Source organism: Bradyrhizobium sp. SRS-191 (assembly GCF_024586915.1).
GTDB lineage: Bacteria > Pseudomonadota > Alphaproteobacteria > Rhizobiales > Xanthobacteraceae > Bradyrhizobium.
Genome location: NZ_JANBVS010000008.1, coordinates 253647 through 279073, shown reverse-complemented (window position 1 = coordinate 279073; position 25427 = coordinate 253647). Strand labels below are relative to the sequence as shown.

The window sequence follows — 25427 nt, the reverse complement described above, 5'->3', positions numbered from 1 at the left end:
CCCGCCATGACGCTGCTGGCTTGAGATGAGGAGCCGCACCACCGCATGCTCGCTTTGGCCGACCCCGAGCTCGACAATGGACCGCGGACCGAAAAGTCCGCGACCATGCGCATGTGCGCGGTCAGCCGCGAGGTGCGGCCGATCGGCGAGCTGATCCGCTTCGTGGTCGGCCCGTCGGGCGACGTCGTGCCCGACATCAAGCGCAAGCTGCCCGGACGGGGGTTGTGGATCACAGCCTCGCGGCTGGCGGTTGCGGAAGCGGTGCGGCGTCACCATTTCAGCCGTGGCTTCAAGACCAACGTCCGCGTCCAACCGACGCTCGCCGAGGATCTCGAAGCCCTGCTGGCCCGGAGCGCAATCGAATCCCTGGGAATAGCTGCCAAAGCCGGCCAAGTCGTCTCAGGGTTTTCCAAGGTCGAAGCAGCGCTGTCGCAGCGCCAGTCACGGGCCGCATTGGCCGCCCTGATCCACGCCTCGGACGGCGCAGCCGACGGAATTCGCAAGCTCGATGCCCTGGCGCGGCCGAATGACGGGGATCAAGGTCAAGCCCTGACATTTCCGATCATCTGCTGCCTCACTTCGGCAGAATTGGATTTGGCACTTGGGCGCTCAAATGTGATACATGCTGCCGTGCTCGCAGGCCCGGCGAGCAGGACATTCCTGTCGCGCAGCCAGACACTGGTCCGATACCGGTCGGCCGACGCTGACAAGATTGCCGGAACCGCGGCCTCGAAATCTGCTTCGACTTCGAAGACATAGCGACTGAATACGCGACGATTGCACGAATGGGACGGTGCGGCAGACCCGCACGCAGGTAAACGAGATTAGGACGACTGAATGGCCGATCAAAACACTCCGGGCGACAAGAAACTCGGTGTCCCGAGCAAGACCTTGACGCTCAAGCCGCGCGTCGAGACTGGCACGGTGCGTCAGAGTTTCCCGCACGGCCGGAGCAAGCAGGTGGTGGTCGAGAAGCGCGGCACCAAGCGCCGCGTCGGCGATGGGGCGCCCGATGCGCCGCATGCACCGGAGCCGACCGTCGCCAAGGCGCCCGCGAAGGCGCCGCCACCGCCGCCGCCCCCGAGCAATCGTCCGTCGGGACCGCGCTCGTCCGGTCCTCAGCGCAGCGGGTCCGGCGTCGTGCTGCGCACCCTGACCGAGGATGAGCGTTCGGCCCGCGCCAGCGCGCTCGCCGACGCGCGCGTCCGCGATATCGAGGAACGCCGCCAGGCCGAGGAAGAAGCCCGCCGCCGCGCAGAGCGCGAAGCCGCTGAACGCGCCGAGCGCGAGGCTGCCGAGGCGCGCCGCAAGGCCGAGGAAGAGCGTCACCGCCACGAAGAGGAAGCCAAGCGCAAGGCCGAGCTCGAGGCCAAGAAGCGATTCGGCGAAGGCGAAGCGCCGCGTCCGGCCGCCGCCGCGGTGCTGCAGCCGGCCGCGACCGCCCCGGCCCGCCAGGCCCAGGCACCCGGCCGCCCGGTGGGCGCACCCGGCAGCCGTCCGCCGCAGATCGGTGGTCCGAGCTCACGTCCGCCCGGCACTCAGCCGGCAGGCGCCCGCCCTGCCGGAGCCCGTCCGGCCGGTGGCGGCCCGCTCGGCCGTGCGCCCGGCGTTGCAGCTGGTCCCGACGAGGATGAAGGTCCGCGCCAGATCCGCCGCGGCCCCGGTGGCGCTGCGCGTCCTGCGCCGCCGCCGAAGACCACGCACAAGCCCGGCCCGCAGAAGCAGCGCGGCCGCCTGACTGTCGTCACCGCGCTCACCGCGGACGACGTGCGCGAGCGCTCGATCGCCTCGTTCCGCCGCCGCACCCAGCGCCTGAAGGGCCATGCGGCCAACGAGCAGAAGGAAAAGCTGATCCGCGAGGTCACGATTCCGGAAGCGATCACGATCCAGGAGCTCGCCAACCGCATGTCGGAGCGCGCGGTGGACGTGATCCGTCTGCTGATGCGCCAGGGCGCGATGCACAAGATCACCGACGTGATCGATGCCGACACCGCCCAGCTGATCGCCGAAGAGCTCGGCCACACCGTCAAGCGCGTTGCCGCGTCGGACGTTGAAGAGGGCCTGTTCGACGTCGTCGACGATTCCAGCGACACCGAGCCGCGTTCGCCGGTCGTGACCGTCATGGGCCACGTCGACCACGGCAAGACCTCGCTGCTCGACGCGCTGCGCCACGCCAACGTGGTCTCCGGCGAAGCCGGCGGCATCACCCAGCACATCGGCGCCTATCAGGTGACCGCGCCGGACTCCGGCAAGAAGATCACCTTCATCGACACGCCCGGCCACGCCGCGTTCACCGCGATGCGCGCCCGCGGCGCCAAGGTCACCGACATTGTCGTTCTGGTGGTCGCGGCCGATGACGGCGTCATGCCGCAGACGATCGAGGCCATCAACCACGCCAAGGCGGCGAAGGTGCCGATGATCGTGGCGATCAACAAGATCGACAAACCCGACGCCCGCCCCGAGCGCGTCCGCACCGAGCTGCTCCAGCACGAGGTGCAGGTCGAATCGCTCGGCGGTGAAGTCGTCGACGTCGAAGTGTCCGCCAAGAACAAGACCAATCTCGATCGTCTGCTCGAGATGATCGCGCTGCAGGCCGACATCCTCGACCTGAAGACCAATTCGGATCGTCCGGCCGAGGGCACCGTGATCGAAGCCAAGCTCGATCGCGGCCGTGGTCCGGTCGCCACCGTGCTGGTCCAGCGCGGCACCTTGCGTGTCGGCGACATCATCGTCGCCGGCGCTGAGATGGGCCGCGTCCGCGCACTGATCTCCGACCAGGGCGAGACCCTGCAGGAGGCGGGCCCGTCGGTGCCGGTCGAGGTGCTCGGCTTCAACGGTCCGCCGGAAGCCGGCGATCGTCTCGCCGTGGTCGAGAACGAAGCCCGCGCCCGCCAGGTCACGAGCTACCGTGCTCACCAGAAGCGCGAGAACGCGGCTGCCTCGATCTCCGGCATGCGCGGCTCGCTCGAACAGATGATGTCGCAACTGAAGACCGCGGGCCGCAAGGAATTCCCGCTGGTCATCAAGGCCGACGTGCAGGGCTCGCTGGAAGCCATTCTCGGCTCGCTGGAGAAGCTCGGCACCGACGAGGTCGCCGCCCGCATCCTGCATGCCGGCGTCGGCGGCATCAGCGAGTCCGACGTGACGCTCGCGGAAGGCTTCAACGCCGCGATCATCGGCTTCTCGGTCCGAGCCAACAAGGAAGCCGCTGCGCTCGCCAAGCGCAACGGCATCGAGATCCGCTACTACAACATCATCTACGACCTCGTGGATGACGTGAAGAAGGCGATGAGCGGCCTGCTTGCGCCGACCTTGCGCGAGACCATGCTCGGCAATGCGCAGATCCTGGAGGTGTTCAACATCTCCAAGGTCGGCAAGGTCGCGGGCTGCCGCGTCACCGACGGCACCGTCGAGCGCGGCGCCAATGTTCGCCTGATCCGCGACAACGTCGTGGTTCACGAGGGCAAGCTGTCGACGCTGAAGCGCTTCAAGGACGAAGTGAAGGAAGTCCAGGCCGGCCAGGAATGCGGCATGGCCTTCGAGAGCTACGGCGACATGCGTGTCGGCGACGTCATCGAATGTTATCGCGTGGAGACCATTCAGCGCTCGCTGTAAGTCCGAATCCTACAGAGCGCGCTGCATTCAAGTGAGCAGCGATTCCGTGCATCTGCGGAATCGCTGCGTAGCTTGAACTTAACCAAGCGTCGTCGAACTCAATCAGAATGATCCTCTCGCCCGCGCTCACGCCGGGCGATGATCCGTTGGATATTTGCAAAATGCCTCGCCATCATCAGAGGGGAAGCTCGGCTTCCGGCGGCTCGCAGCGTCAGCTGCGCGTCGCGGAGACCGTGCGCCACGCTGTCGCCGACATTCTCAGCCAGGGTCATGCGCACGATCCGGACCTGGAGGGACACATCATTACGGTGCCCGAAGTCCGCATGTCGCCCGATCTCAAGCTTGCAACGATCTACATCATGCCGCTCGGCGGACGCGACACGGACGTCGTGCTCGCGGCGCTGGAGCGCAACAAGAAGTTCCTGCGCGGCGAAGTCGCGCGGCGCGTTAACCTGAAATTTGCACCTGACGTCCGCTTCCGCGTCGACGAGCGATTCGACGAAGCGGAACGGATCGAGAAATTACTAAGAACACCTGCGGTGCAGAGAGATCTCAACTCGGATTCGGAAGAGAGCTGATGACCATTCCCCCCGAAACCGGCACTGTCGAATCGCTTCCCGCCGATACGATCGCCGTCAATGCGAAAAAAAACCATTCGGCCGACGGACGTCCGCGCGACAACAATGATCCGCGCAACAAGCAGCAGCGCCAAGGAAACCATCAAGGCGGCCAGCCGCGCCGCGACCGTCGCGACGTCCATGGCTGGGTGGTGCTCGACAAGCCGATCGGCATGACCTCGACGCAGGCCGTCGCGGTGGCCAAGCGGCTGTTCCAGGCCAAGCGCGCCGGCCATGCCGGCACGCTCGATCCGCTCGCCTCGGGCGGATTGCCGATCGCGCTGGGCGAGGCCACCAAGACCGTTCCGTTCGTGATGGACGGCCGCAAGCGCTACCGTTTCACCGTCACCTGGGGCGCGGAGCGCGATACCGACGACACCGAAGGCCGCGTCGTCCATACCAGCGAGAACCGGCCGGATGTCGAGGCCATCCGCGCGCTGCTGCCGCAATTTACCGGCCGCATCGAGCAGACCCCGCCGCGCTATTCCGCGATCAAGATCCAGGGCGAGCGCGCCTATGACCTCGCCCGTGACGGCGAGGTCGTCGAGTTGCAGCCGCGCCCGGTCGAAATCCACGAATTGACCCTCGTCGACCAGCCGGACGCCGATCATTCGGTATTCGAGGCCGAATGCGGCAAGGGAACCTATGTCCGGGCGCTGGCCCGCGACATGGGCCGGATCCTCGGCTGCTACGGCCATATCAGCGCGCTCCGGCGGACCCTGGTCGGTCCGTTTACCGAGAACGACATGATTCCGCTGGAACAGCTGGAGGCTTTGTGCAATAGAGCCGCGTCCGGTGAGGGAAGCCTCGCCGACGCACTGCTGCCCGTTGAGACCGCGCTGGACGACATCCCGGCACTGGCCGTCACTCGGGCTGACGCGGCTAGGCTCCACCGGGGCCAAGCCGTCTTGTTGCGCGGACGGGATGCGCCCCAGAGTAGCGGCACAGTCTATGTCACGGTCGCAGGCCGCCTTCTGGCGCTTGCCGAAATTGGCAATGGCGAACTCATCCCCAAGCGCGTGTTCAACCTGACCGGACTGACTGCCAGCTCCGGTCGCAACGAAAGAGACTGACGATGTCGGTGACCGCAGAGCGCAAGGCGGAAATCATCAAGGCGAACGCCACCAAGGCCGGTGATACCGGTTCTCCCGAGGTGCAGGTCGCGATCCTGTCGGAACGCATCAACAACCTGACCAGCCATTTCAAGACCCACGGCAAGGACAACCATTCCCGCCGCGGCCTCCTGAAGCTGGTGTCGACCCGCCGTTCGCTGCTGGACTATCTGAAGAAGAACGACGAGGCGCGCTACAAGGCGCTGCTCGAGAAGCACAACATCCGTCGTTGAGCTTCGACCTCACGTGAGCGCGCGCGAGTTCGCGCGCGTGATGGCATGGTCCTGAGAACGCCGCAGGTCGCGGCGTTCGCTCAAGTCCGGGATCATGCGGTCTGGCCGGAATCCGGAAAGAAGCGATACGCTGACCCGCCGATTCCGCCCAGACTGTACAGTACGCCTCAGCAGCAATCCGGCCGCTGGGCGTGACGGGCAAGGTGCCCGTACGACAAGAAGGATGGACGCCATCCGAAATAAGAAAACCATGGCAGGATCGCAGGGCGCTGATCGCAATCCAGCGCCCTGCAATCTTGCGCATGGTTTTTTTGTTTTGGGGGATCTGCCTTCGCTCAAGCTATGAAAGAAGATACCCATGTTTACCAAGCATTCCGTCGAGATCGACTGGGGTGGACGTCCCCTCAAGCTGGAAACCGGCAAGATCGCGCGCCAGGCTGACGGCGCCGTCGTCGCCACCTATGGCGAGACCGTCGTGCTCGCCACCGTCGTCGCCGCCAAGGCGCCGCGCGAGGGCGTCGACTTCCTGCCCTTGACCGTCGACTATCAGGAAAAGACCTACGCTGCAGGCCGCATCCCCGGCGGCTATTTCAAGCGCGAGGGCCGTCCGACCGAGAAGGAGACGCTGGTCTCCCGCCTGATCGACCGCCCCATCCGCCCGCTGTTCGTCGACTCCTGGCGCAACGAGACCCAGGTGATCGTGACCGTGCTGTCGCACGACATGGAGAACGATCCGGACATCGTCGCGCTGGTCGGCGCGTCGGCTGCGCTGACCCTCTCGGGCGTGCCGTTCAAGGGCCCGATCGGAGCGGCCCGCGTCGGCTTCGCCAATGACGAATACATCCTCAATCCGACCCTCGACGAGATGGCCGACACCCAGCTCGACCTGGTCGTCGCCGGCACCTCGGATGCCGTGCTGATGGTGGAATCGGAGGCCAAGGAGCTCAACGAGGACATCATGCTCGGCGCGGTGATGTTCGGTCACCGTCACTTCCAGCCGGTCATCAACGCGATCATCGAGCTCGCCGAGAAGGCCGCCAAGGATCCGCGCGACGTCGCGATCATCGACAACAGCGCGATCGAGAAGGAGATGCTCGGCATCGCCGAGCAGGACCTGCGCACCGCCTACGCGATTCCGATCAAGCAGCAGCGCTATGCTGCGGTCGGCGCCGTCAAGGAAAAGGTGATGGCGCACTTCTTCCCCGAGGGGCAGGAGCCGAAATACGACAAGCTCCGTGTGGCCGCCGTGTTCAAGGAGCTCGAGGCCAAGATCGTTCGCTGGAACATCCTGGACACCGGCAAGCGCATCGACGGCCGCGATGCGAAGACCGTCCGCAACATCGTCTGCGAAGTCGGCGTGCTGCCGCGCGCTCACGGTTCGGCGCTGTTCACCCGCGGCGAGACCCAGGCGCTGGTCGTGACCACGCTCGGCACCGGCGAGGACGAGCAGTACATCGACGCGCTGTCGGGGACGTACAAAGAGACGTTCCTGCTGCACTACAACTTCCCTCCCTACTCCGTCGGTGAGACCGGCCGCCTCGGCGGCACCAAGCGCCGCGAGATCGGCCATGGCAAGCTGGCCTGGCGCGCGATCCACCCGGTGCTGCCGCCGCATCACGAATTCCCCTACACGACGCGCGTCGTGTCGGAGGTGACGGAGTCGAACGGCTCGTCGTCGATGGCGACCGTCTGCGGCTCGTCGCTGGCGCTGATGGATGCCGGCGTGCCGCTGAAGCGGCCGACCGCGGGCATCGCGATGGGCCTGATCCTGGAAGGCAGTCGCTTTGCCGTGCTGTCCGACATCCTCGGCGACGAGGACCATCTCGGCGACATGGACTTCAAGGTCGCGGGCACCGAGAGCGGCATCACCTCGCTGCAGATGGACATCAAGATCGAGGGCATCACCGAGGAGATCATGCGCGTGGCCCTCGGCCAAGCGCGTGAGGGCCGCATCCACATCCTGGGTGAGATGTCCAAGGCGCTGACCAACGCGCGCGCCGAGCTCGGCGAATACGCGCCGCGCATCGAGACCTTCAAGATCCCGACCGACAAGATCCGCGAAGTGATCGGCACCGGCGGCAAGGTGATCCGCGAGATCGTCGAGAAGACCGGCGCCAAGGTCAACATCGAGGACGACGGCACCGTGAAGGTCGCCTCCAGCGACGGCGAGGCCATGAAGGCCGCCATCAAGTGGATCAAGTCGATCGCCTCCGATCCGGAGGTCGGCCAGGTCTATGACGGCACCGTCGTCAAGGTGATGGAGTTCGGCGCCTTCGTGAACTTCTTCGGCACCCGCGACGGCCTCGTGCACATCTCGCAGCTCGCCGACAAGCGCGTGCAGAAGACCACCGACGTCGTCAAGGAAGGCGACAAGGTCAAGGTCAAGCTGCTCGGCTTCGACGACCGCGGCAAGACCCGGCTGTCGATGAAGGCCGTCGACCAGACCACCGGCGAGGACCTCGAGGCCAAGCAGAAGGACGCGCCCGCCGAGGCGCGCGAAGCCGCCGGCGAGTAAGCTCGCAGCCCATCAGGAGATACGAAGGGCGGCTTTCGGGCCGCCCTTTTTTGTTGATCGCCGGTCCCTCCGCGCCGTTGCGAGCGAAGCGAAGCAATCCAGGGGCCGCGCCCGGGACTCTGGATTGCTTCGCTTCGCTCGCAATGACCGAGGAGAGAGCTTACGTTCGCAGATCATTGGTGCTGGAGGCTCGTATTCGATGTCAGAGACGATCATCCGCTCCGCAACGCCCGACGAATACGACGCCGTCGCAAAGCTCTGGATGGAGAGCTGGTGCTCGACCGGGCTGGATGTCCCCGGCGAAAAGCTGCTGAACTATCTCACCGAGCGCGTACCGCGCGAGGTCGCCGGCGGCTGGAGTCTCTATGTGGCTGATGACGGCGGCGCGCTTGCGGCGATGCTCGCAATCAACGTGCCCAGGCTCTATCTCGACCAGCTGATGATCGCGCCTGCCTATCAGGGCCGCTCGCTCGGGCGCCGCCTGCTCGGCTTCACCCGCGAGCTTCTGCCCGACGAGGTCTGGCTGCGTTGCGCTGAGGGCAATGAGAAGGCGTGGCGCTGGTATGAGCGCGAAGGCTTCGTGCTGGAGAAGGCGGAAGCCGATCCCGCCCATGGCCGGATGATGAGATATTATCGCTGGAAGCGCGGCATCTTCAGGTCGAATGATCCCACCGCGCCTCGGTCTCCGGAGACGACCTCGCCCTCACAGCCTGACGCGGATGACGGCATGACCTGACTGCCGGACCAGGCCGGACGGCGTCGTGTCGAGGCCATAGCGAATGCTGAGATCGAGCCGGTCGCTTGCGGTCGTGATCAGACCAAGACCGGCCGAATAGGTCCACGCCGACAGGCCGAGGCCCTGGGTGACGAAGCCGTCGCCGCCACCGGAGAAGGCTGCTCCGAGCTGCAGTCTCTGATTCAGTGCGTTGTAGCCGGCGCCGAGATCGGCGGTCATACGGACCTGCCTCTCCAGCTGGTAGACCGCTTTCAAGCCGGCCGTCGTCGTCAGCTCCTGGTAGCTCTGCGGGTCGACGTTGAGACTGAAGCCGCCGGCGCCGCTCTCATGATAGGCATTGCTGCGCACGGTGCCGTAGTCGATGCGCAGCGAAGGAATCAGCGCGAAATCATCGGTGAGCGGAAGCCGCGTCTTGATGCCGACGCCGGTGTGACCCGAAAAGGACCGATAGCTTCCGCCCCCGGACGCAGCCATGAAGGTCAGCGACCGGCTTTCGCCATTGTCGCTCCATCCGCCGTCGAGCTGATAGTCCAGCATCACGTCGCGGCTGACCGCGTAGGCCCCATAGAGTCCGAGCTGATAGGATGACAGGCCGAGACGGCTCGGTACGGCGGCGTCGTTCCCTGTGACGGTTTGCCGTGAATAACCAAAGACGCCGCCGACCACTGATCGCGGCGAGAGCGCAGCGTCGGCGCCGAATGCCAGACCGCCGCCGGAGGCGTCATAGCCCGGAACGCCATCGCGGCCGGCCTGCCGCGTGACGCTTCCGAGCGGCTGCATCCAGACATTGCGGCCGGCGGCGCCGCTGACGTCATCGAGCCGGTTGGTCATCGTCTGACGGAAGTCGCGCTGCGTCACATAGGTCGCCTGCGACGCCGCGCCGGTCAGCACCGGCAGCGTCTGCTTGACCGCATTGCTCAGCGACGGACCGCTGAGATTGTCGAGCGCGACGAACCCGGTCGCCATCGATCCGGTCCAGCCTGCCGAGGTCATCGACAGCCGATACAACGCATCGGCCGCCGCGAGGCCGACCCGGCCGCCGGCCGACCGCAGCGTATCGCCATAGGGTTGGACCAGCGACATGGCGGCCAGATCTCCGGTCATGTTGCCGGTGAGATCATAGGTCGATGTGATCATCTGCGCGCCCGACGCATTGCCGCTCGCCGTGCCGTAAAGGCTGGTGAGATTGCCGCGCGACAGGGTGTTGAACAGCACGCGGCCCTCCGGGGTGACCGAGCCGAGCAGCGTGAAGCCGCCGGACGCACTGCCGGCCGGCGCGACACCCGCCCCCCAGAAATAACCGTTCTGATAGTTCGTGATGACGAAGCGGCCCGGCGCCTGCGTGCCGAACAGGGCGGGGCTCACGATCCGCCACGGCGTGCCTGCCGTCCACGTCCATTGCGGCACCGAATTGGCCGGCACCGGCGCCGATGGCGGCGGCGTGAAGGTGGCGGGATCATAGGGCAGCATGTAGGCCCAATGCGTCACCAGCAACGTGTCGCCGGTGATCATCTGCATCTCCATGCTGGTCACGCCGTTGAGCGTGCGCATCGTGCCGAGCCCGACCGTAACAGTGCCGCCGCCCGCGGGCGTGAACAGCATCGTGATCTGACCGCCGGGCGTGACGAAGCCCTGAATGGTCGACGTGTCCGTCAGCAGCGCCGGGCCGATTCTCAGCTGCGCGACGCTGGTGCCGGTGAAAGCGCCGTTGGTCGCCGTGCCCAAGGTCCACAGCGTCTGGTCGCCGATCGGGATCGGGTTGGTGAAGCCGGTCTTCGGCGACATGTAGGCCAGCAGCTGGGCGGTCGGCACATACCAGTTCGTGTTGGAGATCGTGGAATCCCACACCGTCGACTGCGCGCGCGCCGGTGCGGCGCCGGTGAACCACACGGCACCCGCCGCGCACAGCGCGACGATACAAGTCCTGGAACGCAGCATCATCGCCCCCACGATGTCCATGTGCTGCCGGCGCGACCGTTGCCTGCTGGCGCGAGACAATGCGCCCGCACGGTCGCCCTCGAGTCACGAATTATCCGTGGGGGAACGGTCGTCTTCAACTGGGAAAAAATGGGCGCATCACAATCCGCCACCGCAAACATCCGGCGACGGCGGGGCTCGCCGATTCCTAAGCGGAAGCTAGTCCGCCTTGAGATCCTCGGGGCGCGGCATCGAGATGACGTTGTAGCCGGAGTCCACGTAATGGATTTCGCCGGTCACGCCGCCTGACAGCTCCGACAGCAGGTACACCGCCGAGCCGCCAAGCTCCTCCAAGGTCACGCCGCGGCCGAGCGGCGAGTGCTTCTGCTGGAACGCGAACATGAAGCGGGCATCGCCGATGCCGGAGCCGGCGAGCGTACGCACCGGGCCTGCCGAGATCGCGTTGACGCGGATGCTGCGGCGGCCGTAGTCGGCGGCGAGATAGCGCACCGAGGCTTCGAGCGCGGCCTTCGCCACGCCCATCACGTTGTAATTCGGCATCACGCGGTTGGAGCCGTCGAAGGTCAAGGTGATCATGCTGCCGCCGCTCTCCGGCATCAGCTCGGCGGCACGCTTGGCAATCTCAGTGAAGGAGAAGCAGGAGATCAGCATGGTGCGCGAGAAGTTCTCGCGCGAGGTGTCGGCGTAGCGGCCCTTGAGCTCGTTCTTGTCGGAGAAGGCGACGGCGTGGACGATGAAGTCGAGGCCGCCCCAGGCTTCGCGCAGGCTCGTGAACACGCCGTCGACGCTGGCAATGTCCTCGACGTCGCAGGGCAGCACGTGCTTGACGCCGAGCTCATCGGCGAGCGGCCGCACGCGCTTGCCGAGCGCGTCGCCCTGATAGGTGAAGGCCATCTCGGCGCCGTGCGCAGCCAGCGTCTTGGCGATGCCCCAGGCGATCGAATGGTCGTTGGCGATGCCCATGACCAGACCGCGCTTGCCTGCCATCAGACCCTGCATGCTCACTCTCCTTCGTCATGCCGGGACCGACCCAGCCAGGATGATCGTCGGGCTCCAAAGACGCCGATAGCCGGACAGCGGTGCGAAATGCGTCGCGCTGTTGTCCGGCCCGCCGGGGAACCCGTGCTGTTCGAAACCTTAGGCGTCGAGGTGCTTGAAGACCAGCGTCGCGTTGGTGCCGCCGAAGCCGAACGAATTCGACAACACGGTGCCGAGCTTGGCATTGTCGATGCGCTTGCGCACGATCGGCATGTCGGCAAACACCGGATCGAGCTCGGTGATGTTGGCGCTCTCGCAGATGAAACCGTTCTTCATCATCAGCAGCGAGTAGATCGCCTCCTGGACGCCGGTGGCACCGAGCGAATGACCGGTCAGCGCTTTCGTCGCTGCGATCGGCGGGCACTTCTCGCCGACGCCGAACACCTTGCGGATCGCCTCCATCTCCGGCGGATCGCCGGCCGGCGTCGAGGTCGCATGCGGATTGATGTAGTCGATCTTCGTCTTCACCGTCGACAGCGCCATCTGCATGCAGCGCTCGGCGCCCTCGCCCGACGGCGCCACCATGTCGTAGCCGTCCGAGGTCGCGCCATAGCCGACGATCTCGCCGTAGATCTTGGCGCCGCGCGCCTTGGCGCGCTCGAGCTCTTCCAGCACGAGGACGCCGGCGCCGCCGGCGATCACGAAGCCGTCGCGGCTCACATCATAGGGACGCGAGGCGGTCGCGGGCGTGGCGTTGTGCTTGGACGACATCGCGCCCATCGCGTCGAACAGCACCGACAGCGACCAGTCGAGCTCCTCGCAGCCGCCGGCGAACATCACGTCCTGCTTGCCGTACTGAATCATCTCGTAGGCATTGCCGATGCAATGGTTCGACGTCGCGCAGGCTGAGGAGATCGAGTAGTTGACGCCCTTGATCTTGAACCAGGTCGCGAGCGTCGCGGACGCGGTCGAGGACATCGCCTTCGGCACTGCGAACGGTCCGACCCGCTTCGGGCCCTTGGTGCGGGTGATGTCCGCGGCCTCGACGAGCGTGCGCGTCGACGGTCCGCCCGAGCCCATGATGATGCCGGTGCGGACGTTGGAGACATCGGTCTGCTCCAGGCCGGAGTCGAGGATCGCCTGCTCCATCGCGACGTGATTCCACGCCGCGCCCTCGCCGAGGAAGCGCATCGCGCGGCGGTCGACCACCTCGGCGGGATTCAGCGTCGGCGCACCTTGCACCTGCGAACGGAAACCAAGCTCGGCATATTTCTCAGCACGGGAGATGCCGGACTTCGCCTCGTACAGGCTCGCAAGCACCTCCTGGGTGTTGTTGCCGATCGACGAGACGATGCCCATGCCCGTGATGACGACCCGCCTCATGATGTCCGCCTCGCCTTGCTCGTGTGTCTTGTTGCAGTCATGCCTGCTGCACAGTCTGTGGTCGCAGCCCGTCGGTTCAAGACGGCGCGGCGTCCTGCTTGAACAGCCCGACCTTCAGATCCTTGGCGCGATAGATAATGTCGCCGTCCATCGAAAGCCACCCGTCGGCAATACCGAGCACGAGCTTCGAGCGCATCACGCGCTTGATGTCGACGTTGTACACAACCTTGCTGGCGGTCGGCAGAACCTGGCCGGAGAATTTGAGGTCGCCGAGGCCGAGCGCGCGGCCGCGTCCCGCACCACCGGTCCAGCCGAGGAAGAAGCCGACCATCTGCCACATCGCGTCCAAGCCGAGGCAGCCGGGCATGACGGGATCGTTCTTGAAATGGCAGCCGAAGAACCAGAGGTCCGGCTTGACGTCGAGCTCGGCGCGCACGACGCCCTTGCCGAACTCGCCGCCGGTCTCGGAGATCTCGACGATGCGATCGAACATCAGCATCGGCGGCAGCGGCAGCTGCGCATTGCCGGGACCGAACAGCTCCCCCCGGCCGCAAGCCAGCAGGTCCTCGTATTCATAACTGCCGCGTCGATCCAGCATGCCTGATGAGCCCTTCTCAACGTCCCCAGAGGAAAATTTGGCGCGCGACATGCCCCTTCGCGCGTCGACCCGTTGATGCGCCGTTTCGCCGTCCGGCCATACCGTCGACTGGCCAGCGCCCCAAACCAGGCAGTTGAAACGGCACAGACAGCCATCGCGGCCAGCCGCGCCCGCCATGGCAGGTCAAATCGGGTCCGCGCGCTCTCTAACATAGGGGATTGCGGCGTCAATGCGCGTATCCAGCTAAATCGACGCGGGGCCACGCGGCGCAACTGCGCCGGGCAGCTGCTGCAGTTTAGGGTCGTTCTAGATAGGGTAGTTGCGATAAGCTTGCATCTGAGCAGGTTTCTTCCTATATCCAAACTGGTCGATGTGAATTTTTCGGTGCATGACGTGGACGCCAGCAACAACGCTTCGATGAGTGGTCACGATCGGGCCGGTCCGGATGGGCTGGGGACGGGTCGGCAGCCTGCGCTCAATGGCTGCCCGTGGCACGACGTCAACGAAATGCTGCAGACGGCGGGCTTGCGTCCGACGCGCCAGCGCATGGCGCTGGGCTGGCTGCTGTTCGGCAAGGGCGCGCGCCATCTGACGGCGGAAATGCTGTACGAGGAAGCGACGCTGGCCAAGGTTCCGGTGTCGCTCGCCACGGTCTACAATACGCTGAACCAGCTCACCGATGCCGGCCTGCTGCGCCAGGTCAGCGTCGACGGCACTAAGACCTATTTCGACACCAACGTCACCGCGCACCACCACTTCTATCTCGAGAACAATCACGAGCTGGTGGACATTCCCGACCAGCATCTGGCGCTGTCGAAGCTGCCGGAGGCGCCGGAGGGCTACGAGATCGCCCGGATCGACATGGTGGTCCGGCTGCGCAAGAAGCGCTGAACGTTACCGCAGCCTCTGAATGAACCAATGCCCGCGTCAGCCGCGGGCATTTTTGTGTCGGGAGCACGTCGGAACGACGACCGGCGGCGCCGATCGTCGATCACGTCAGTTCACCTGCTCGTCGGCATAGACGCCCCACAGCCGCTGCTGCTGGATCCAGCCCTCGAATCCGTTGCCGAGCACGCGGCACCAGCCATTGCCGCACTTCTTCACCTGCGCGACGACGCCGGCCTGCAGCCGCGCCGTGACCGCGCTGGTCGCATCGGCGCTGTCATAGATCGGCGCAAGATCGTCCTTGTTCTTCATCGTGACGACCGCGGTGCGGCGTCCGGACAGCAGCGAGTGATAGACCCAGCCTTCGGACCCCTCGGAATCGCGCACACGGCGCCAGTTCTCATATTCGGCGGTGATCTCCACCGGCAGGCCCGAGCGCGTATAGACCCAGGCCACGTCGTTGTCCTTGGTCGGACCGGCGCGGACGTTCACATGATCCGATTTCAGGCTGACATAGCGCGGCACCGGCAGGCCGCTGGCGGGAAGAACCGAATCCTTTGCCAGAGCTGCCCCATCGAGCAGACAGGCCAGGAGAACTGCAACCGCCCCAAAACGCCCCAACGCAACTGAACTCAACTCACTCTCCCTCGTCAGGGAACGCCGCCTTCGCCGCGCGCCCCCTTCGCCCGATCCCCATCGAACCGCCGGGCTGCCCCCCTTCGTGCACAGAGAGGGCTTGCCGCAGCGCAGGTCCTGGCCCCGCCGTTGGCTTCTTGTCTTGGCCCGGCCTTCTGCTAGACAGGACCGAACACAAGCGGCCAGGAAGCGCCTGAGAATCGCTCGCGAAGCCCTGTCAGGGACGGATCGGCCCACCTGCGAGATCCGACGACCAGTCCAGGGAAACGCTGCTCTCAGACGACGACGGTAGTTTCGGCGAACCCGGTTAATGAGGTCTGAAGGATCTCATGAGAGCAGCACATGTCAGGTAGGAAAAAGCCCCTCGTCGTGGTGACACGCAAGCTGCCGGACTCGGTCGAGACGCGCATGCGCGAGCTGTTCGACGCGCGGCTCAATCTCGATGACGAGCCGATGAGCCAGGAGCAGCTCGCCGACGCCGTGCGCACCGCCGAGGTGCTGGTTCCGACCGTCACTGATCACATCTCGGCCGACATTCTCAATCAGCCCGACTGCAAGCTGCGCATGATCGCGAACTTCGGCAATGGCGTCGACAATATCGACGTCGCCGCCGCTGTCGCGCGCGGCATCACCGTCACCAACACGCCGAAGGTCCTGACCGAGGACACCGCCGACATGACCATGGCGCTGATCCTCGCCGTGCCGCGGCGGCTGATCGAGGGCGCCTCCGTTCTCACCGAGGGCAAGAACTGGGCGGGCTGGTCGCCGACCTGGATGCTCGGCCATCGCATCGGCGGCAAGCGCCTGGGCATCATCGGCATGGGCCGCATCGGCCAGGCGGTGGCGCGGCGCGCCCGCGCCTTCGGCCTGCAGATCCACTATCACAACCGCCGCCCGGTCGCCCCCGTGATCGCCGACGAACTCGGCGCCACTTATTGGGAAAGCCTCGACCAGATGCTGGCGCGGATGGACATCATCTCGGTGAATTGTCCGCACACGCCGGCGACGTTCCATTTGCTGTCGGCGCGCCGGCTGAAGCTGATCCGCAAGGACGCCTACATCGTCAACACCGCGCGCGGCGAGGTGATCGACGAGGAGACGTTGACGCGGCTGGTCGAAGCCGGCGACATCGCCGGCGCCGGCCTCGACGTGTTCGAGCACGAGCCCGCGGTCAATCCACGCCTGGTGCGCCTTGCCAAGGCCGGCAAGGTAACGCTGCTGCCGCACATGGGCTCGGCGACCATCGAGGGCCGCGTCGAGATGGGCGAGAAGGTCATCATCAACATCAAGACCTTCCTCGACAACCACCGCCCGCCGGACCGCGTGCTGCCGAGCATGCTGTAGGCCGATCGGCCAGCCACATCACCGGTGTCGTCCCTGCGAACGCAGGGACCCATACCGCGTGATCTCTGAAACAGGCACGCGGCACGTTCCGCGCGCCTCATCGACTTCACGGAGTATGGGTCCCGGATCGGCGCCCGCCGACGCGTTGCGTCGCCGGGCTTGTCCGGGACGACAAGTTGAATGTGTGGCGTCAGTCTTGCCCCATCACTTCCGATGCGCGCTCAGATCCGTAATCACCGGTCCATCGCCATTCAGCGGGTTCGCCGGATCGCGGCCATAGCGCAGCGTCTCGAAACGCATCGTGCGGGCGTCCAGCATCAACAGCCGCCCGACCAGGCCCTCGCCGAAGCCGACGATCTCGCGGATGGCTTCCAGCGCCATCATCGAGCCGAGCATGCCCGCCAGCGCCCCCATGACGCCGGCTTCGGCGCAGGCCGGCACCGTGCCGGGCGGCGGCGGCTCCGGGAACAGACAGCGATAGGTCGGGTTGAATTCGCCCTTGTCGTTGGTCTCATGCGCGCGGATCGTCGTTAGCGACGCATCGAAGGTGCCGAGCGCGCCTGTGATCAGCGGCGTCCCGGCGAGGAAGCAGGCATCGGAGGCGAGATAGCGGGTGTCGAAATTGTCGGAGCCGTCGAGCACCAGATCGTAGCTGCCGATCAGATCGAGCGCGTTGTCGGCATTGAGCCACGTCCGATGCGAAAGGACGCTGACATGCGGATTGAGCGCGTTGATGCGCTCTGCCGCACTGTCGACCTTGGGACGACCGATATCCGGCGTCGCATGGATGACCTGCCGCTGCAGATTCGAAAGCGACACCACGTCGTCATCGACGACGCCGATGGTGCCGACGCCGGCGGCGGCGAGATACATCAGCGCCGGTGCCCCGAGTCCCCCCGCGCCGATCACCAGCACCGAGGCGCTCTTCAACGCCGCCTGTCCTGGACCGCCGACATCACGCAGCACGATGTGACGCGCGTAGCGCTCCACTTCCTCGTCGCTCAGCATCGTTACCAACGTCCTTCCGCTACCAATTCGCTGTGGGTCGACGATGGAGACCGGACATCTCCCTACTGAACCCTCGCCGGATTGTGACCGACCAAGCAGATGTGCTTATTTATGTCAGCGGCAAGAGCAGCGGGATTTGTCATGAGACGGCTGGCCACGGCAACCTTCATCTGCGCGATCGCCGCGTGCGCCCCGGCCGAGGCGCAGACGCCGCCGACGCAGGGCGTGTTGCCGGGTGCCAAGCCCAAGCCGGTCGCCACCCAGGCCGTGCGCCCTGCCGTGCAGGCGCCGGCCGACACGGCCAACGGGATGAGCCAGGCCGAACGGCTGTCGCTGCAATCCGATCTCGCCTGGGTCGGCCAGTACAATGGCGCCATTACCGGCGACGTCAGCGAGCGCATGGTCAATGCGATCAAGGAGTACCAGAAGCTCAAGGGCGGCAAGCCGACCGGCGTGCTCAACCCGCAGGAGCGCGCTGGGCTCGCCGACACCGCCCGCCGCAAGCAGGAGGGCGTCGGCTGGAAGCTCGTGACCGAACCCACCAGCGGCGCGCGCCTGGGCATTCCGACCAAGCTGGTGCCGCAGCAGGCCACCGACGCCAACGGCTCGAAATGGACCTCGCCGACCGGCACCGTGCAGGTGGTGCTGTCGCGGCGCAAGGAGGCCAACCCGACCACCGCGGCGCTGGCCGACCGTGAGAAGAAGGAGCCGGGCCGGACCGTCGACTACACCGTGGTGAAGCCCGACTTCTTCGTGCTGTCAGGCCTGCAGAACCTGAAGAAGTTCTATATCCGCGGTACCTTCAAGGGCGATGAGGTCCGCATCCTGACCATCCTCTACGACCAGGCCACGGAGAACACCGTCGAGCCGGTGGTGATCGCGATGTCCAGCGCCTTCACCGCATTCCCGGCAGCGTCCCTGGCCGCCCAACCGGCACCGCGTCGGAGCGTTGATTACGGCACCGGTATCGTCGTCAGTCAGGACGGCGCCGTGATCGCCGACCGCGAGGTGACCGATGCCTGCGTGGCCATCACCATTCCCGGCTTTGGCCATGCCGAGCGTATCGCCGAGGACAAGGATCACGGGTTGGCGCTGCTGCGCATCTACGGCGCGCGCGGCCTGAAGCCGCTGGCGTTGTCGGGCGGCAATGCGAAATCATCCGTCGACATCGTCGGCATCGCCGACCCGCAGAGCCAGGGCGGCGGCGCGGCCGTCAGCACCGTCAAGGCGCAGCTCGCCGGCAACGGCCCAGGCGACGTGTCGCTCGCGCCGGCGCCCGGACTCGGTTTCTCCGGCGCAGCCACACTTGATGGTGACGGCAGGTTCGTCGGCATCACGCTGCTCAAGCCCGGCGTGCTCGCCGGTACGGCCTTCGTGCCGTCGTCCCAGGTCGTCATGGTCAGTGCCGAAAACACACGCGCGTTCCTGGCGGCGAACGGCGTCAAGCCCGACGGCAGCTCGCTCGACGTCAAGGCGGCCACCCTGCGCGTGATCTGCGTGCGCAAATAGCGCCGGAGCGCGACCTCGATTGTCCGAGCACGAGCACGACGTCCTGCGCCGGGCCATGGCGCGAAACGAGAGGATCGTTGCGGCCGACCTGTCGGCGTTCAGCTTTGACGACGAGACTCCGGACTGCGCGCAATTCGAGGACTGCACGGCTGTGGCCACCCGCTTCGTCGGCGCGGAATTGCCGGCCTCGCAATGGGCGCGGAGCCGCTTCCAGCTGTGCGAATTCGCCAACGTCAATCTGGCGGGCGCCCGGTTCGACAATTGCCATTTCTTCGACGCGGACGGCGCGAAGGGCTGCGTTTTCCGGTTCTGCGACCTGCGCGGCGCGGTGTTCCGCAATTGCGACCTCATGCTGGCGACATTCAACGCCTGCGAATTGTGGGACGTGACGTTCTCCGATTGCCGGCTGTCCGGCGCGGCGTTCGAGAAGCCAGCCTTTGCATTCCGCTCGCCGCGCCCACCGAAGTCGAAGAAGGCCGTTCGGCAGGCAGGCAGCTTCGAGCGCTGCCGGCTGGACAACGCGGTCATGCGCGAGAGCGATCTGTCGTCGCTGCGACTGCTCGATTGCGATCTGTCAGGCGCCGAGCTGCAGAGCACGTCGCTGGTCAACGCCTCGCTCCGCGGCAGCAATCTCAGCAACGCGGCCCTGCGCCTTGCCGATCTCTCCGGCGCGGATCTGCGCGGCGCCGATCTCTCCGGCTTCGACCTGCAGGACATCCAGAGCTATTCGGGCCTGCAGATCTCCGCGAGCCAGCAGCACCATCTGCTGCGCAGCATCGGCGTCGACGTGTTTGCCGACGACGACTGACGCTGCCGCGCACTGCAGCGCGGCAGGTGTTTACGCAAAATTAAGCATGTCCTTTTAGAAAAAATTAAGGGCCCGACGGCGGCCGGCGAGGATCTCTGTGCAGCATCGCGACTGCGCGTGACGATGCTCGACGATGCCGAACGCTCGTTCGCGCCTCGCTTCCTAGCACCTTGCTATCAACTCGGAACGGCTCCCGCCGTAGTCAAACGGTCTGTGCAAGCACGGCCCGCGCATGAGATAGTTCGAACAGTTTTGTCGGCGTGCTGATTCGGACCACCGCGATTCCACTCCATGAGTAGGATCGGGCCGGGACTGTCCTGAGCGAGAATAGCTCCGTATCGCGACCGCGATGCACCTCAGCTTTGGCGTTCTCATTAGTTCCGTCAACATCCGAAGGACTGTCTCCCGATGTACACGATCGTTTTGGCCACGCAGAAGGGCGGCAGCGGCAAGAGCACGCTCGCGATTGGTCTCGCCGTGGCGGCCCAGCAGGCCGGCCACAAGGTGCGCGTGATCGAAACCGACCGCCAGGGCACGCTGACGAAATGGCAGGCGCGCCGCGCCACCGGCGAGCCGATCGTCGAGGCCGTCTACGACGCCAAGATGATCGAGCCGCGCCTCGAAGCGCTCCAGCGCGACGGCGTCACCGTCTGCGTGATCGACACCGGAGCCGGCATCACGGCATCGACGACGGCTGCGATCCGCTACTGCGATCTCTGCCTCATCCCGGCGCGGCCGAGCGTCGCCGACATCGAGGCCACCGCGCCGACGCTGAGTGTTGTCCGAGCCTGGCGCAAGCCGTTCGCCTTCGTGCTCAACCAGGCCCCCATCCGCGGCGGCCACCGCATCACCGACGCGACCACGGCGCTCGATGCCGATGCGCCGCGCGACATCGCCGAGGTGCTGGCGCAGCCCTTCATCATGATGCGCAACGACCACCAGGACGCGCTCGCCGCCGGCCTCGGCGTCACCGAGTTCGATGGCGACGGCAAGTCGGCGCAGGAGATCAAGAGCCTGTGGCGCTGGACCGCGGGCAAGCTTGCCGGCGACCACGTCATGCACGAGGCCGGCGAGCTGAAGGAAGCCAGCGAGCACGCCGAGGTCGAATTCCCGATCATGCTGACGCCGCAGCCCGAGGACGCGAAGCTGCCGGTGACGCGCGCCTACCCGACCTGGGCCGACAACGGCATCAACTGGAAGGCGGGGTTGTAGTCGCCAACTTTGATCGAAGCCCTCACCGCACCGGCGGTGCACTCCCTCGCCCCGCTCTTGCGGGGAGAGGGTCGGGGTGAGGGGCCTAGCAAAGCTTCGCTTCGCCCTGGCGGGGCGAGGTGCACTGAGCAAGCGGCGCGATGCTCGGACGCAACGACGGAGCGCTCCCTCAACTCGCTCTTCTCCGTCGGCGAGGAAAGTCAAGAACCGCCCTACCTCCCTCCACCCTGCCGCATCTCCAGCATCTTGATACGCGCATCCGCGCGACGCAGCCGGCGGCACAGCTCGCGATTGATGTTCTGCATCACGATCACATAGGCGCGGATGTCCGCCTTGTAGAACGCATAGAGCTGTTGCGCCGTGAGCTCGTACAGCACGGTCGGAATCTCCGCGACGACGGTCGCCGACCTGTTCTGCATTTCCAGCAGGGTCATCTCGCCGAAGAAATCGCCGGGTTGAAGGCTCGACATGTGGATGGCGCCGCCACTGTCCAGGCGCTCGCTGACCTCCAGCGTGCCGCTGTGCACGATGAAAAGCGAGCGGCCCGCCTCGCCCTCGGCGACGATGACCGCGCCGCTGTCGAACCGGCGCTCCATCAGCATCGAGATCAGCAGGTCGAGGCTCGCATCCGGCAGGCCGCCGAAGAACGGCGTGGCGAGCAAGAATGCTTTCAGGTCCGGCGAGCTGACAGCCATGGCCCAGTATACGCCCGCGCCTTGCCGTCACAAGCAGGCCGGGCCGGCCGTTCCATCACCTCTGGCACTTCGGGCACCAGAACGTCGACCGTCCGTTCTGCACGAACCGCTTCACCACGCCCTCGCAGCCATCCGTCCGGCACGGCTCGCCTTCGCGGTCATAGACCTGGAACGAGTGCTGGAAATAACCGAGCTCGCCCGTGGTCTGGCGGTGGTCGCGCAGCGACGAGCCGCCGGCGCGGATCGCTTCGTTGAGTACGGTGTGGATCGCCTCGACCAGCCGCTTCGCGTGATCGGTCGGCTCACCCCCGGCAACGCCCTTGCGTTGTCCGGCCTTGGTCGCGAGCGTCGCGGCCAACCGCCGCGGCGACAAATGCGAGCGGAACAACGCTTCGCAGACATAAATATTGCCCAGCCCTGCGACGACGCGCTGATCGAGCAGCGCCGCCTTCAGGCTGGTCTTCTTGCCCGCGCAGGCGCGCGCCAGCATCGCCGCGTCGAATTCGTTGCCGAGCGGCTCCGGCCCGAGATCCTTCAGATGCGGCTCGGTCTCGATCTCGCCGCGGCCGATGATCTTCATGAAGCCGAAGCGACGCGGATCGTTGAAGACGATGTCCGCACCCGAGGACATGTGAAACACGACATGGTCGTGCACGCTGTCCTTGCCGCGGGGATAATGAAACTCGCCCGGTGTCTGCTGGTCATCCTGCTTGATCACCCGGAACGAGCCGGACATGCCGAGATGCATCAGCAGCACGTCGCCGGAGCCGAGGTCGGCCAGCAGATATTTGGCGCGCCGGCCGAGCCCCGTGACGGTCTGGCCTTGCAACCGCTTCACAAAATCGGGCTGGAACGGAAACCGCAAGTCGCCGCGCCGAGCCTCGGCGGTGACGATCTTGGCCCCTTCCATGACCGGCTGCAGCCCGCGCCGGACGGTCTCGACTTCGGGCAGCTCAGGCATGTCCGTTCATTTCACCTTTTGCCTCGACGACCATTCACCTTGTCCGGCCGACGTGATAGCGCCTTGGCCGCACCGGCGCTATGGTGCCGTATTGGAGTAAGGGTGATGGATCAGACGGACCAGACCACTCATTTCGGCTTCCGGGATGTGCCTCTGGGCGAGAAGCAGACGCTGGTGAACGACGTGTTTCACAGCGTCGCCTCGCGCTATGACCTGATGAACGACCTGATGTCCGGCGGGCTGCACCGCGTCTGGAAGGACATCATGATCAACACGCTGAACCCGCCGAAGGGCGATGCGCCGTTCGCGCTGCTCGACGTCGCCGGCGGCACCGGCGACATCTCCTTCCGCGCCGCCCGTAAGGCGGGCGCCGGCTTCCATGCCACCGTGTGCGACATCAATGGCGACATGCTCGAGGTCGGCCGCCAGCGCGCGCTGAAACAGTATCTCGACGACAAGGTGTCTTTCGTCGAAGGCAATGCGGAGAAGCTCGCCTTCCCCGACCGCTCGTTCGACGCCTACACCATCGCCTTCGGCATCCGCAACGTGCCGCAGATCGAGCTGGCGCTCGCCGAGGCCTACCGCGTGCTCAAGCATGGCGGCCGCTTCCTGTGCCTGGAGTTCTCGACCGTCGAGGTGCCCGGCCTCGACAAGATCTACGACCTGTTCTCCTTCAACGTGATCCCGCAGCTCGGCCGCGCCGTCACCGGCGATGCCGAGTCCTATCGCTACCTCGTCGAATCGATCCGCCAGTTTCCGCGCCCGAACGCCTTCGCCGAGATGATCTCGGCCGCCGGCTTCTCGCGCGTGTCCTGGCAGACCCTCTCCGGCGGCATCGTCGCGCTTCATTCCGGCTGGCGTTTGTGATCTCCGCACTCACTCATATTACGCGGCTCGCCCGGGCCGCCCTGGTGTTCGCGCGCGAAGGCGTGTTCGGGGCCGTGGATCCGAGCCTGGCGCCGCCGCCGGGTCAGATCGCGCTGAAGCTCGCGCGTCTGGTCGAGCGCCCCGGCGCCAAATCCGGGCCGAGGTTGTCGCGAGCGCTGGAGCGAATGGGCCCGGCCTATCTCAAGCTCGGCCAGTTCCTGGCGACGCGGCCGGATGTGGTCGGCGTCGTGATGGCGCGCGATCTCGAATCCTTGCAGGACCGGCTGCCTCCGTTCCCGCAAGCCGAGGCCGAAGCGGTGATCGCCACTGCGCTCGAGCGGCCGATCAGCCAGTTGTACACCTCGCTCGGCCCGCCGGTCGCGGCGGCCTCGATCGCGCAGGTTCATCGCGGCGAGGTCGAGCGCGACGGGATCCGCCATGCCGTCGCGGTGAAGGTACTTCGGCCGAACGTGTCGGCCCGCTTCCGTCGCGACCTGTCGGATTTCTTCTTCGTCGCAGAGAAGGCCGAGGCGCATTCGTCCGAAGCGCGCCGGCTGCGCCTGGTCGAAGTCATCAACACGATGTCGCGCTCGGTCGCAATGGAGATGGATCTCCGGCTCGAGGCCGCCGCATTGTCGGAGATGGCGGAGAACATCAAGGACGATCCGGACTTCCGCGTGCCGACGGTCGACTGGGACCGCACCGCCAACACCGTGCTCACCATGGAGTGGATCGACGGCATCGCGCTGAACGACCACGTCCGCCTCGCGCAGGCCAATGTCGACCTGCCGGATGTCGGCCGCAAGGTGATCCAGAGCTTCCTGCGCCACGCGCTGCGCGACGGCTTCTTCCATGCCGACATGCATCCGGGCAACCTGTTCCTCGACAAGCAGGGCCGGCTGGTCGCGGTCGATTTCGGCATCATGGGCCGGCTCGGCATGAAGGAGCGGCGCTTCCTCGCCGAGATCCTGCTCGGCTTCATCACCCGCGACTATCGCCGCGTCGCCGAAGTGCATTTCGAAGCGGGCTACGTGCCACCGCATCATTCGGTGGAGAATTTCGCGCAGGCCATCCGCGCCATCGGCGAGCCGATCCACAACCGCACGGCCGAAGAGATCTCGATGGCCAAGCTGCTGACCCTGCTGCTCGAGGTCACCGGCCTGTTCGACATGCGCACCCGCCCCGAACTGATCCTGCTGCAGAAGACCATGGTGGTGGTCGAGGGCGTGGCGCGCGGCTTCGATCCCAAGCTCGACATCTGGAAGGTCGCCGACCCCGTGGTGCGCGAATGGATCGAGCGCAATCTCGGCCCACTCGGCCGCATCGAGGGCGCCGTCACCGGCATCGGCGAACTGGCCCGGCTGACCGCCACCCTGCCCGTGCTCGCCGCCCGCGCCGCCGCCGTGCTGGAGAATCTGGAGACGATGACCCGCGACGGCCTCCGTTTGTCGCCGGAAACCATCGCCGCCATGGGCCGCACCGAAGGCAAAAAGAGCCGCTGGCGCGCCATCGCACTTTGGGTCATCGCGCTGACCTTCATCGGCATCCTGTTTGCGGTGCTGAGGCTCTAGCGATTTGAGCCTAAATCTCGCCCCGCAGACGGTGCGCCCCCTCGCCCCGTTCTTCACGGGGAGAGGGTCGGGGTGAGGGGCAGCCGCACGGGCAGTGCGCGTGGAAAGACCTGTACCCCCTCGCCCGGATTGCATCTGACGATGCAATCCGACCTCTCAGCGCGAGCGAAGCTCGTCGCGGCCCCGCAAGCGGGGGCGAGGTGAAC

General features: G+C 66.0%; 22 protein-coding genes. 14 read left to right on the top strand and 8 right to left on the bottom strand.

Annotation, left to right across the window (positions count from 1 at the left end; all coding sequences use genetic code 11):
• The first annotated feature begins 45 nt into the window (after nt 1-45).
• The 7 genes from NLR35_RS17175 to NLR35_RS17145 all read left to right on the top strand — a co-directional run bounded on the left by NLR35_RS17175 (nt 46) and on the right by NLR35_RS17145 (nt 8828).
• The gene (locus NLR35_RS17175) at nt 46-759 is read left to right on the top strand and encodes an RNA-binding protein (RefSeq protein WP_257167705.1); all 714 of its coding nucleotides are present in this window, start codon (nt 46-48) and stop codon (nt 757-759) included.
• Nucleotides 760-837: 78 nt separating this feature from the next.
• Entirely contained in the window at nt 838-3615 is a 2778-nt protein-coding gene (gene infB, locus NLR35_RS17170; protein WP_257167704.1) for a translation initiation factor IF-2, read from the top strand.
• A 161-nt stretch (nt 3616-3776) separates the two neighbouring features.
• Entirely contained in the window at nt 3777-4193 is a 417-nt protein-coding gene (gene rbfA / locus NLR35_RS17165) for a 30S ribosome-binding factor RbfA (RefSeq protein ID WP_257167770.1), read from the top strand.
• Nucleotides 4193-5305, top strand: coding sequence for a tRNA pseudouridine(55) synthase TruB (gene truB, locus NLR35_RS17160; RefSeq protein WP_257167703.1), 1113 nt, complete (start codon nt 4193-4195; stop codon nt 5303-5305). The genes rbfA and truB overlap by 1 nt, the downstream gene beginning before the upstream one ends.
• A 2-nt stretch (nt 5306-5307) precedes the next feature.
• Nucleotides 5308-5577: a 30S ribosomal protein S15 gene (rpsO, locus tag NLR35_RS17155; RefSeq protein ID WP_009025947.1), complete on the top strand. Its 270-nt coding sequence runs from the start codon at nt 5308-5310 to the stop codon at nt 5575-5577.
• Between the two features lie 358 nt (nt 5578-5935).
• Nucleotides 5936-8092, top strand: coding sequence for a polyribonucleotide nucleotidyltransferase (gene pnp / locus NLR35_RS17150; protein WP_257167702.1), 2157 nt, complete (start codon nt 5936-5938; stop codon nt 8090-8092).
• 199 nt (nt 8093-8291) lie between these two features.
• Nucleotides 8292-8828 carry a GNAT family N-acetyltransferase gene (locus NLR35_RS17145; RefSeq protein ID WP_257167701.1) on the top strand — a complete coding sequence of 179 codons (537 nt, stop codon included), beginning with the start codon at nt 8292-8294 and terminating at the stop codon, nt 8826-8828.
• Here the strand turns inward: NLR35_RS17145 and NLR35_RS17140 are convergent.
• The 4 genes from NLR35_RS17140 to fabA form a co-directional block, all read right to left on the bottom strand.
• Entirely contained in the window at nt 8796-10769 is a 1974-nt protein-coding gene (locus tag NLR35_RS17140) for an autotransporter outer membrane beta-barrel domain-containing protein (RefSeq protein ID WP_257167700.1), read from the bottom strand. The two genes, NLR35_RS17145 and NLR35_RS17140, sit on opposite strands and share 33 nt — an antisense overlap.
• A 195-nt stretch (nt 10770-10964) precedes the next feature.
• Complete coding sequence (gene fabI, locus NLR35_RS17135) at nt 10965-11765, bottom strand: enoyl-ACP reductase FabI (RefSeq protein ID WP_257167699.1); 801 nt, start codon at nt 11763-11765, stop codon at nt 10965-10967.
• Nucleotides 11766-11903: 138 nt separating this feature from the next.
• Nucleotides 11904-13127 carry a beta-ketoacyl-ACP synthase I gene (gene fabB, locus NLR35_RS17130; RefSeq protein ID WP_257167698.1) on the bottom strand — a complete coding sequence of 408 codons (1224 nt, stop codon included), beginning with the start codon at nt 13125-13127 and terminating at the stop codon, nt 11904-11906.
• Between the two features lie 76 nt (nt 13128-13203).
• Nucleotides 13204-13725, bottom strand: a complete 522-nt coding sequence (gene fabA / locus NLR35_RS17125; protein WP_006608915.1) for a 3-hydroxyacyl-[acyl-carrier-protein] dehydratase FabA — start codon at nt 13723-13725, stop codon at nt 13204-13206.
• A 417-nt stretch (nt 13726-14142) separates the two neighbouring features.
• Between fabA and irrA the strand changes: the two genes are divergently transcribed.
• A complete protein-coding gene (gene irrA, locus NLR35_RS17120; RefSeq protein ID WP_035638612.1) occupies nt 14143-14616 on the top strand; it encodes an iron response transcriptional regulator IrrA in 474 nt (157 codons plus the stop codon).
• Between the two features lie 105 nt (nt 14617-14721).
• On the opposite strand, the gene NLR35_RS17115 is transcribed toward irrA, so the two are convergent.
• The gene (locus tag NLR35_RS17115; RefSeq protein WP_257167696.1) at nt 14722-15246 is read right to left on the bottom strand and encodes an SH3 domain-containing protein; all 525 of its coding nucleotides are present in this window, start codon (nt 15244-15246) and stop codon (nt 14722-14724) included.
• 342 nt (nt 15247-15588) lie between these two features.
• On the opposite strand from NLR35_RS17115, the gene NLR35_RS17110 reads away from it, so the two are divergent.
• On the top strand, nt 15589-16590 hold the full coding sequence (locus tag NLR35_RS17110) for a D-glycerate dehydrogenase (RefSeq protein ID WP_006608918.1): 1002 nt from the start codon (nt 15589-15591) through the stop codon (nt 16588-16590).
• Between the two features lie 204 nt (nt 16591-16794).
• Here NLR35_RS17110 and NLR35_RS17105 read toward each other — a convergent pair whose 3' ends face one another.
• A complete protein-coding gene (locus NLR35_RS17105) occupies nt 16795-17598 on the bottom strand; it encodes a molybdopterin-synthase adenylyltransferase MoeB (protein WP_257167695.1) in 804 nt (267 codons plus the stop codon).
• Between the two features lie 141 nt (nt 17599-17739).
• On the opposite strand from NLR35_RS17105, the gene NLR35_RS17100 reads away from it, so the two are divergent.
• The 3 genes from NLR35_RS17100 to NLR35_RS17090 all read left to right on the top strand — a co-directional run bounded on the left by NLR35_RS17100 (nt 17740) and on the right by NLR35_RS17090 (nt 21127).
• Nucleotides 17740-19107, top strand: a complete 1368-nt coding sequence (locus tag NLR35_RS17100) for a serine protease (RefSeq protein WP_257167694.1) — start codon at nt 17740-17742, stop codon at nt 19105-19107.
• Nucleotides 19108-19126: 19 nt separating this feature from the next.
• Nucleotides 19127-19915 carry a pentapeptide repeat-containing protein gene (locus tag NLR35_RS17095; RefSeq protein WP_257167693.1) on the top strand — a complete coding sequence of 263 codons (789 nt, stop codon included), beginning with the start codon at nt 19127-19129 and terminating at the stop codon, nt 19913-19915.
• Nucleotides 19916-20323: 408 nt separating this feature from the next.
• On the top strand, nt 20324-21127 hold the full coding sequence (locus NLR35_RS17090) for a ParA family protein (protein WP_257167692.1): 804 nt from the start codon (nt 20324-20326) through the stop codon (nt 21125-21127).
• Between the two features lie 212 nt (nt 21128-21339).
• Here the strand turns inward: NLR35_RS17090 and NLR35_RS17085 are convergent, their stop codons facing one another.
• The gene (locus tag NLR35_RS17085; RefSeq protein ID WP_257167691.1) at nt 21340-21822 is read right to left on the bottom strand and encodes a cyclic nucleotide-binding domain-containing protein; all 483 of its coding nucleotides are present in this window, start codon (nt 21820-21822) and stop codon (nt 21340-21342) included.
• A gap of 55 nt (nt 21823-21877) precedes the next feature.
• Entirely contained in the window at nt 21878-22783 is a 906-nt protein-coding gene (gene mutM / locus NLR35_RS17080) for a bifunctional DNA-formamidopyrimidine glycosylase/DNA-(apurinic or apyrimidinic site) lyase (protein WP_257167690.1), read from the bottom strand.
• A gap of 105 nt (nt 22784-22888) precedes the next feature.
• Here mutM and ubiE point away from each other — a divergent pair, with 105 nt between their 5' ends.
• Nucleotides 22889-23650, top strand: coding sequence for a bifunctional demethylmenaquinone methyltransferase/2-methoxy-6-polyprenyl-1,4-benzoquinol methylase UbiE (gene ubiE / locus NLR35_RS17075; RefSeq protein WP_257167689.1), 762 nt, complete (start codon nt 22889-22891; stop codon nt 23648-23650).
• Nucleotides 23647-25221 (top strand): 2-polyprenylphenol 6-hydroxylase, encoded by a 1575-nt coding sequence (ubiB, locus tag NLR35_RS17070; RefSeq protein ID WP_257167688.1) that lies wholly within the window; start codon nt 23647-23649, stop codon nt 25219-25221. The genes ubiE and ubiB overlap by 4 nt, the downstream gene beginning before the upstream one ends.
• The last annotated feature ends 206 nt before the right edge of the window (nt 25222-25427 follow it).

What these genes read in the sequence shown, in the direction of transcription:
- pnp (WP_257167702.1), top strand. Translation starts at nt 5,936, where the DNA reads ATGTTTACCAAGCATTCCGTCGAGATCGACTGGGGTGGACGTCCCCTC.
- ubiE (WP_257167689.1), top strand. Translation starts at nt 22,889, where the DNA reads ATGGATCAGACGGACCAGACCACTCATTTCGGCTTCCGGGATGTGCCT.
- NLR35_RS17145 (WP_257167701.1), top strand. Translation starts at nt 8,292, where the DNA reads ATGTCAGAGACGATCATCCGCTCCGCAACGCCCGACGAATACGACGCC.
- irrA (WP_035638612.1), top strand. Translation starts at nt 14,143, where the DNA reads ATGAGTGGTCACGATCGGGCCGGTCCGGATGGGCTGGGGACGGGTCGG.
- truB (WP_257167703.1), top strand. Translation starts at nt 4,193, where the DNA reads ATGACCATTCCCCCCGAAACCGGCACTGTCGAATCGCTTCCCGCCGAT.
- NLR35_RS17090 (WP_257167692.1), top strand. Translation starts at nt 20,324, where the DNA reads ATGTACACGATCGTTTTGGCCACGCAGAAGGGCGGCAGCGGCAAGAGC.
- infB (WP_257167704.1), top strand. Translation starts at nt 838, where the DNA reads ATGGCCGATCAAAACACTCCGGGCGACAAGAAACTCGGTGTCCCGAGC.
- rpsO (WP_009025947.1), top strand. Translation starts at nt 5,308, where the DNA reads ATGTCGGTGACCGCAGAGCGCAAGGCGGAAATCATCAAGGCGAACGCC.
- NLR35_RS17100 (WP_257167694.1), top strand. Translation starts at nt 17,740, where the DNA reads ATGAGACGGCTGGCCACGGCAACCTTCATCTGCGCGATCGCCGCGTGC.
- mutM (WP_257167690.1), bottom strand. Translation starts at nt 22,783, where the DNA reads ATGCCTGAGCTGCCCGAAGTCGAGACCGTCCGGCGCGGGCTGCAGCCG.
- NLR35_RS17105 (WP_257167695.1), bottom strand. Translation starts at nt 17,598, where the DNA reads ATGCTGAGCGACGAGGAAGTGGAGCGCTACGCGCGTCACATCGTGCTG.
- NLR35_RS17110 (WP_006608918.1), top strand. Translation starts at nt 15,589, where the DNA reads ATGTCAGGTAGGAAAAAGCCCCTCGTCGTGGTGACACGCAAGCTGCCG.
- NLR35_RS17140 (WP_257167700.1), bottom strand. Translation starts at nt 10,769, where the DNA reads ATGATGCTGCGTTCCAGGACTTGTATCGTCGCGCTGTGCGCGGCGGGT.
- NLR35_RS17175 (WP_257167705.1), top strand. Translation starts at nt 46, where the DNA reads ATGCTCGCTTTGGCCGACCCCGAGCTCGACAATGGACCGCGGACCGAA.
- NLR35_RS17085 (WP_257167691.1), bottom strand. Translation starts at nt 21,822, where the DNA reads ATGGCTGTCAGCTCGCCGGACCTGAAAGCATTCTTGCTCGCCACGCCG.
- fabA (WP_006608915.1), bottom strand. Translation starts at nt 13,725, where the DNA reads ATGCTGGATCGACGCGGCAGTTATGAATACGAGGACCTGCTGGCTTGC.
- fabB (WP_257167698.1), bottom strand. Translation starts at nt 13,127, where the DNA reads ATGAGGCGGGTCGTCATCACGGGCATGGGCATCGTCTCGTCGATCGGC.
- fabI (WP_257167699.1), bottom strand. Translation starts at nt 11,765, where the DNA reads ATGCAGGGTCTGATGGCAGGCAAGCGCGGTCTGGTCATGGGCATCGCC.
- rbfA (WP_257167770.1), top strand. Translation starts at nt 3,777, where the DNA reads ATGCCTCGCCATCATCAGAGGGGAAGCTCGGCTTCCGGCGGCTCGCAG.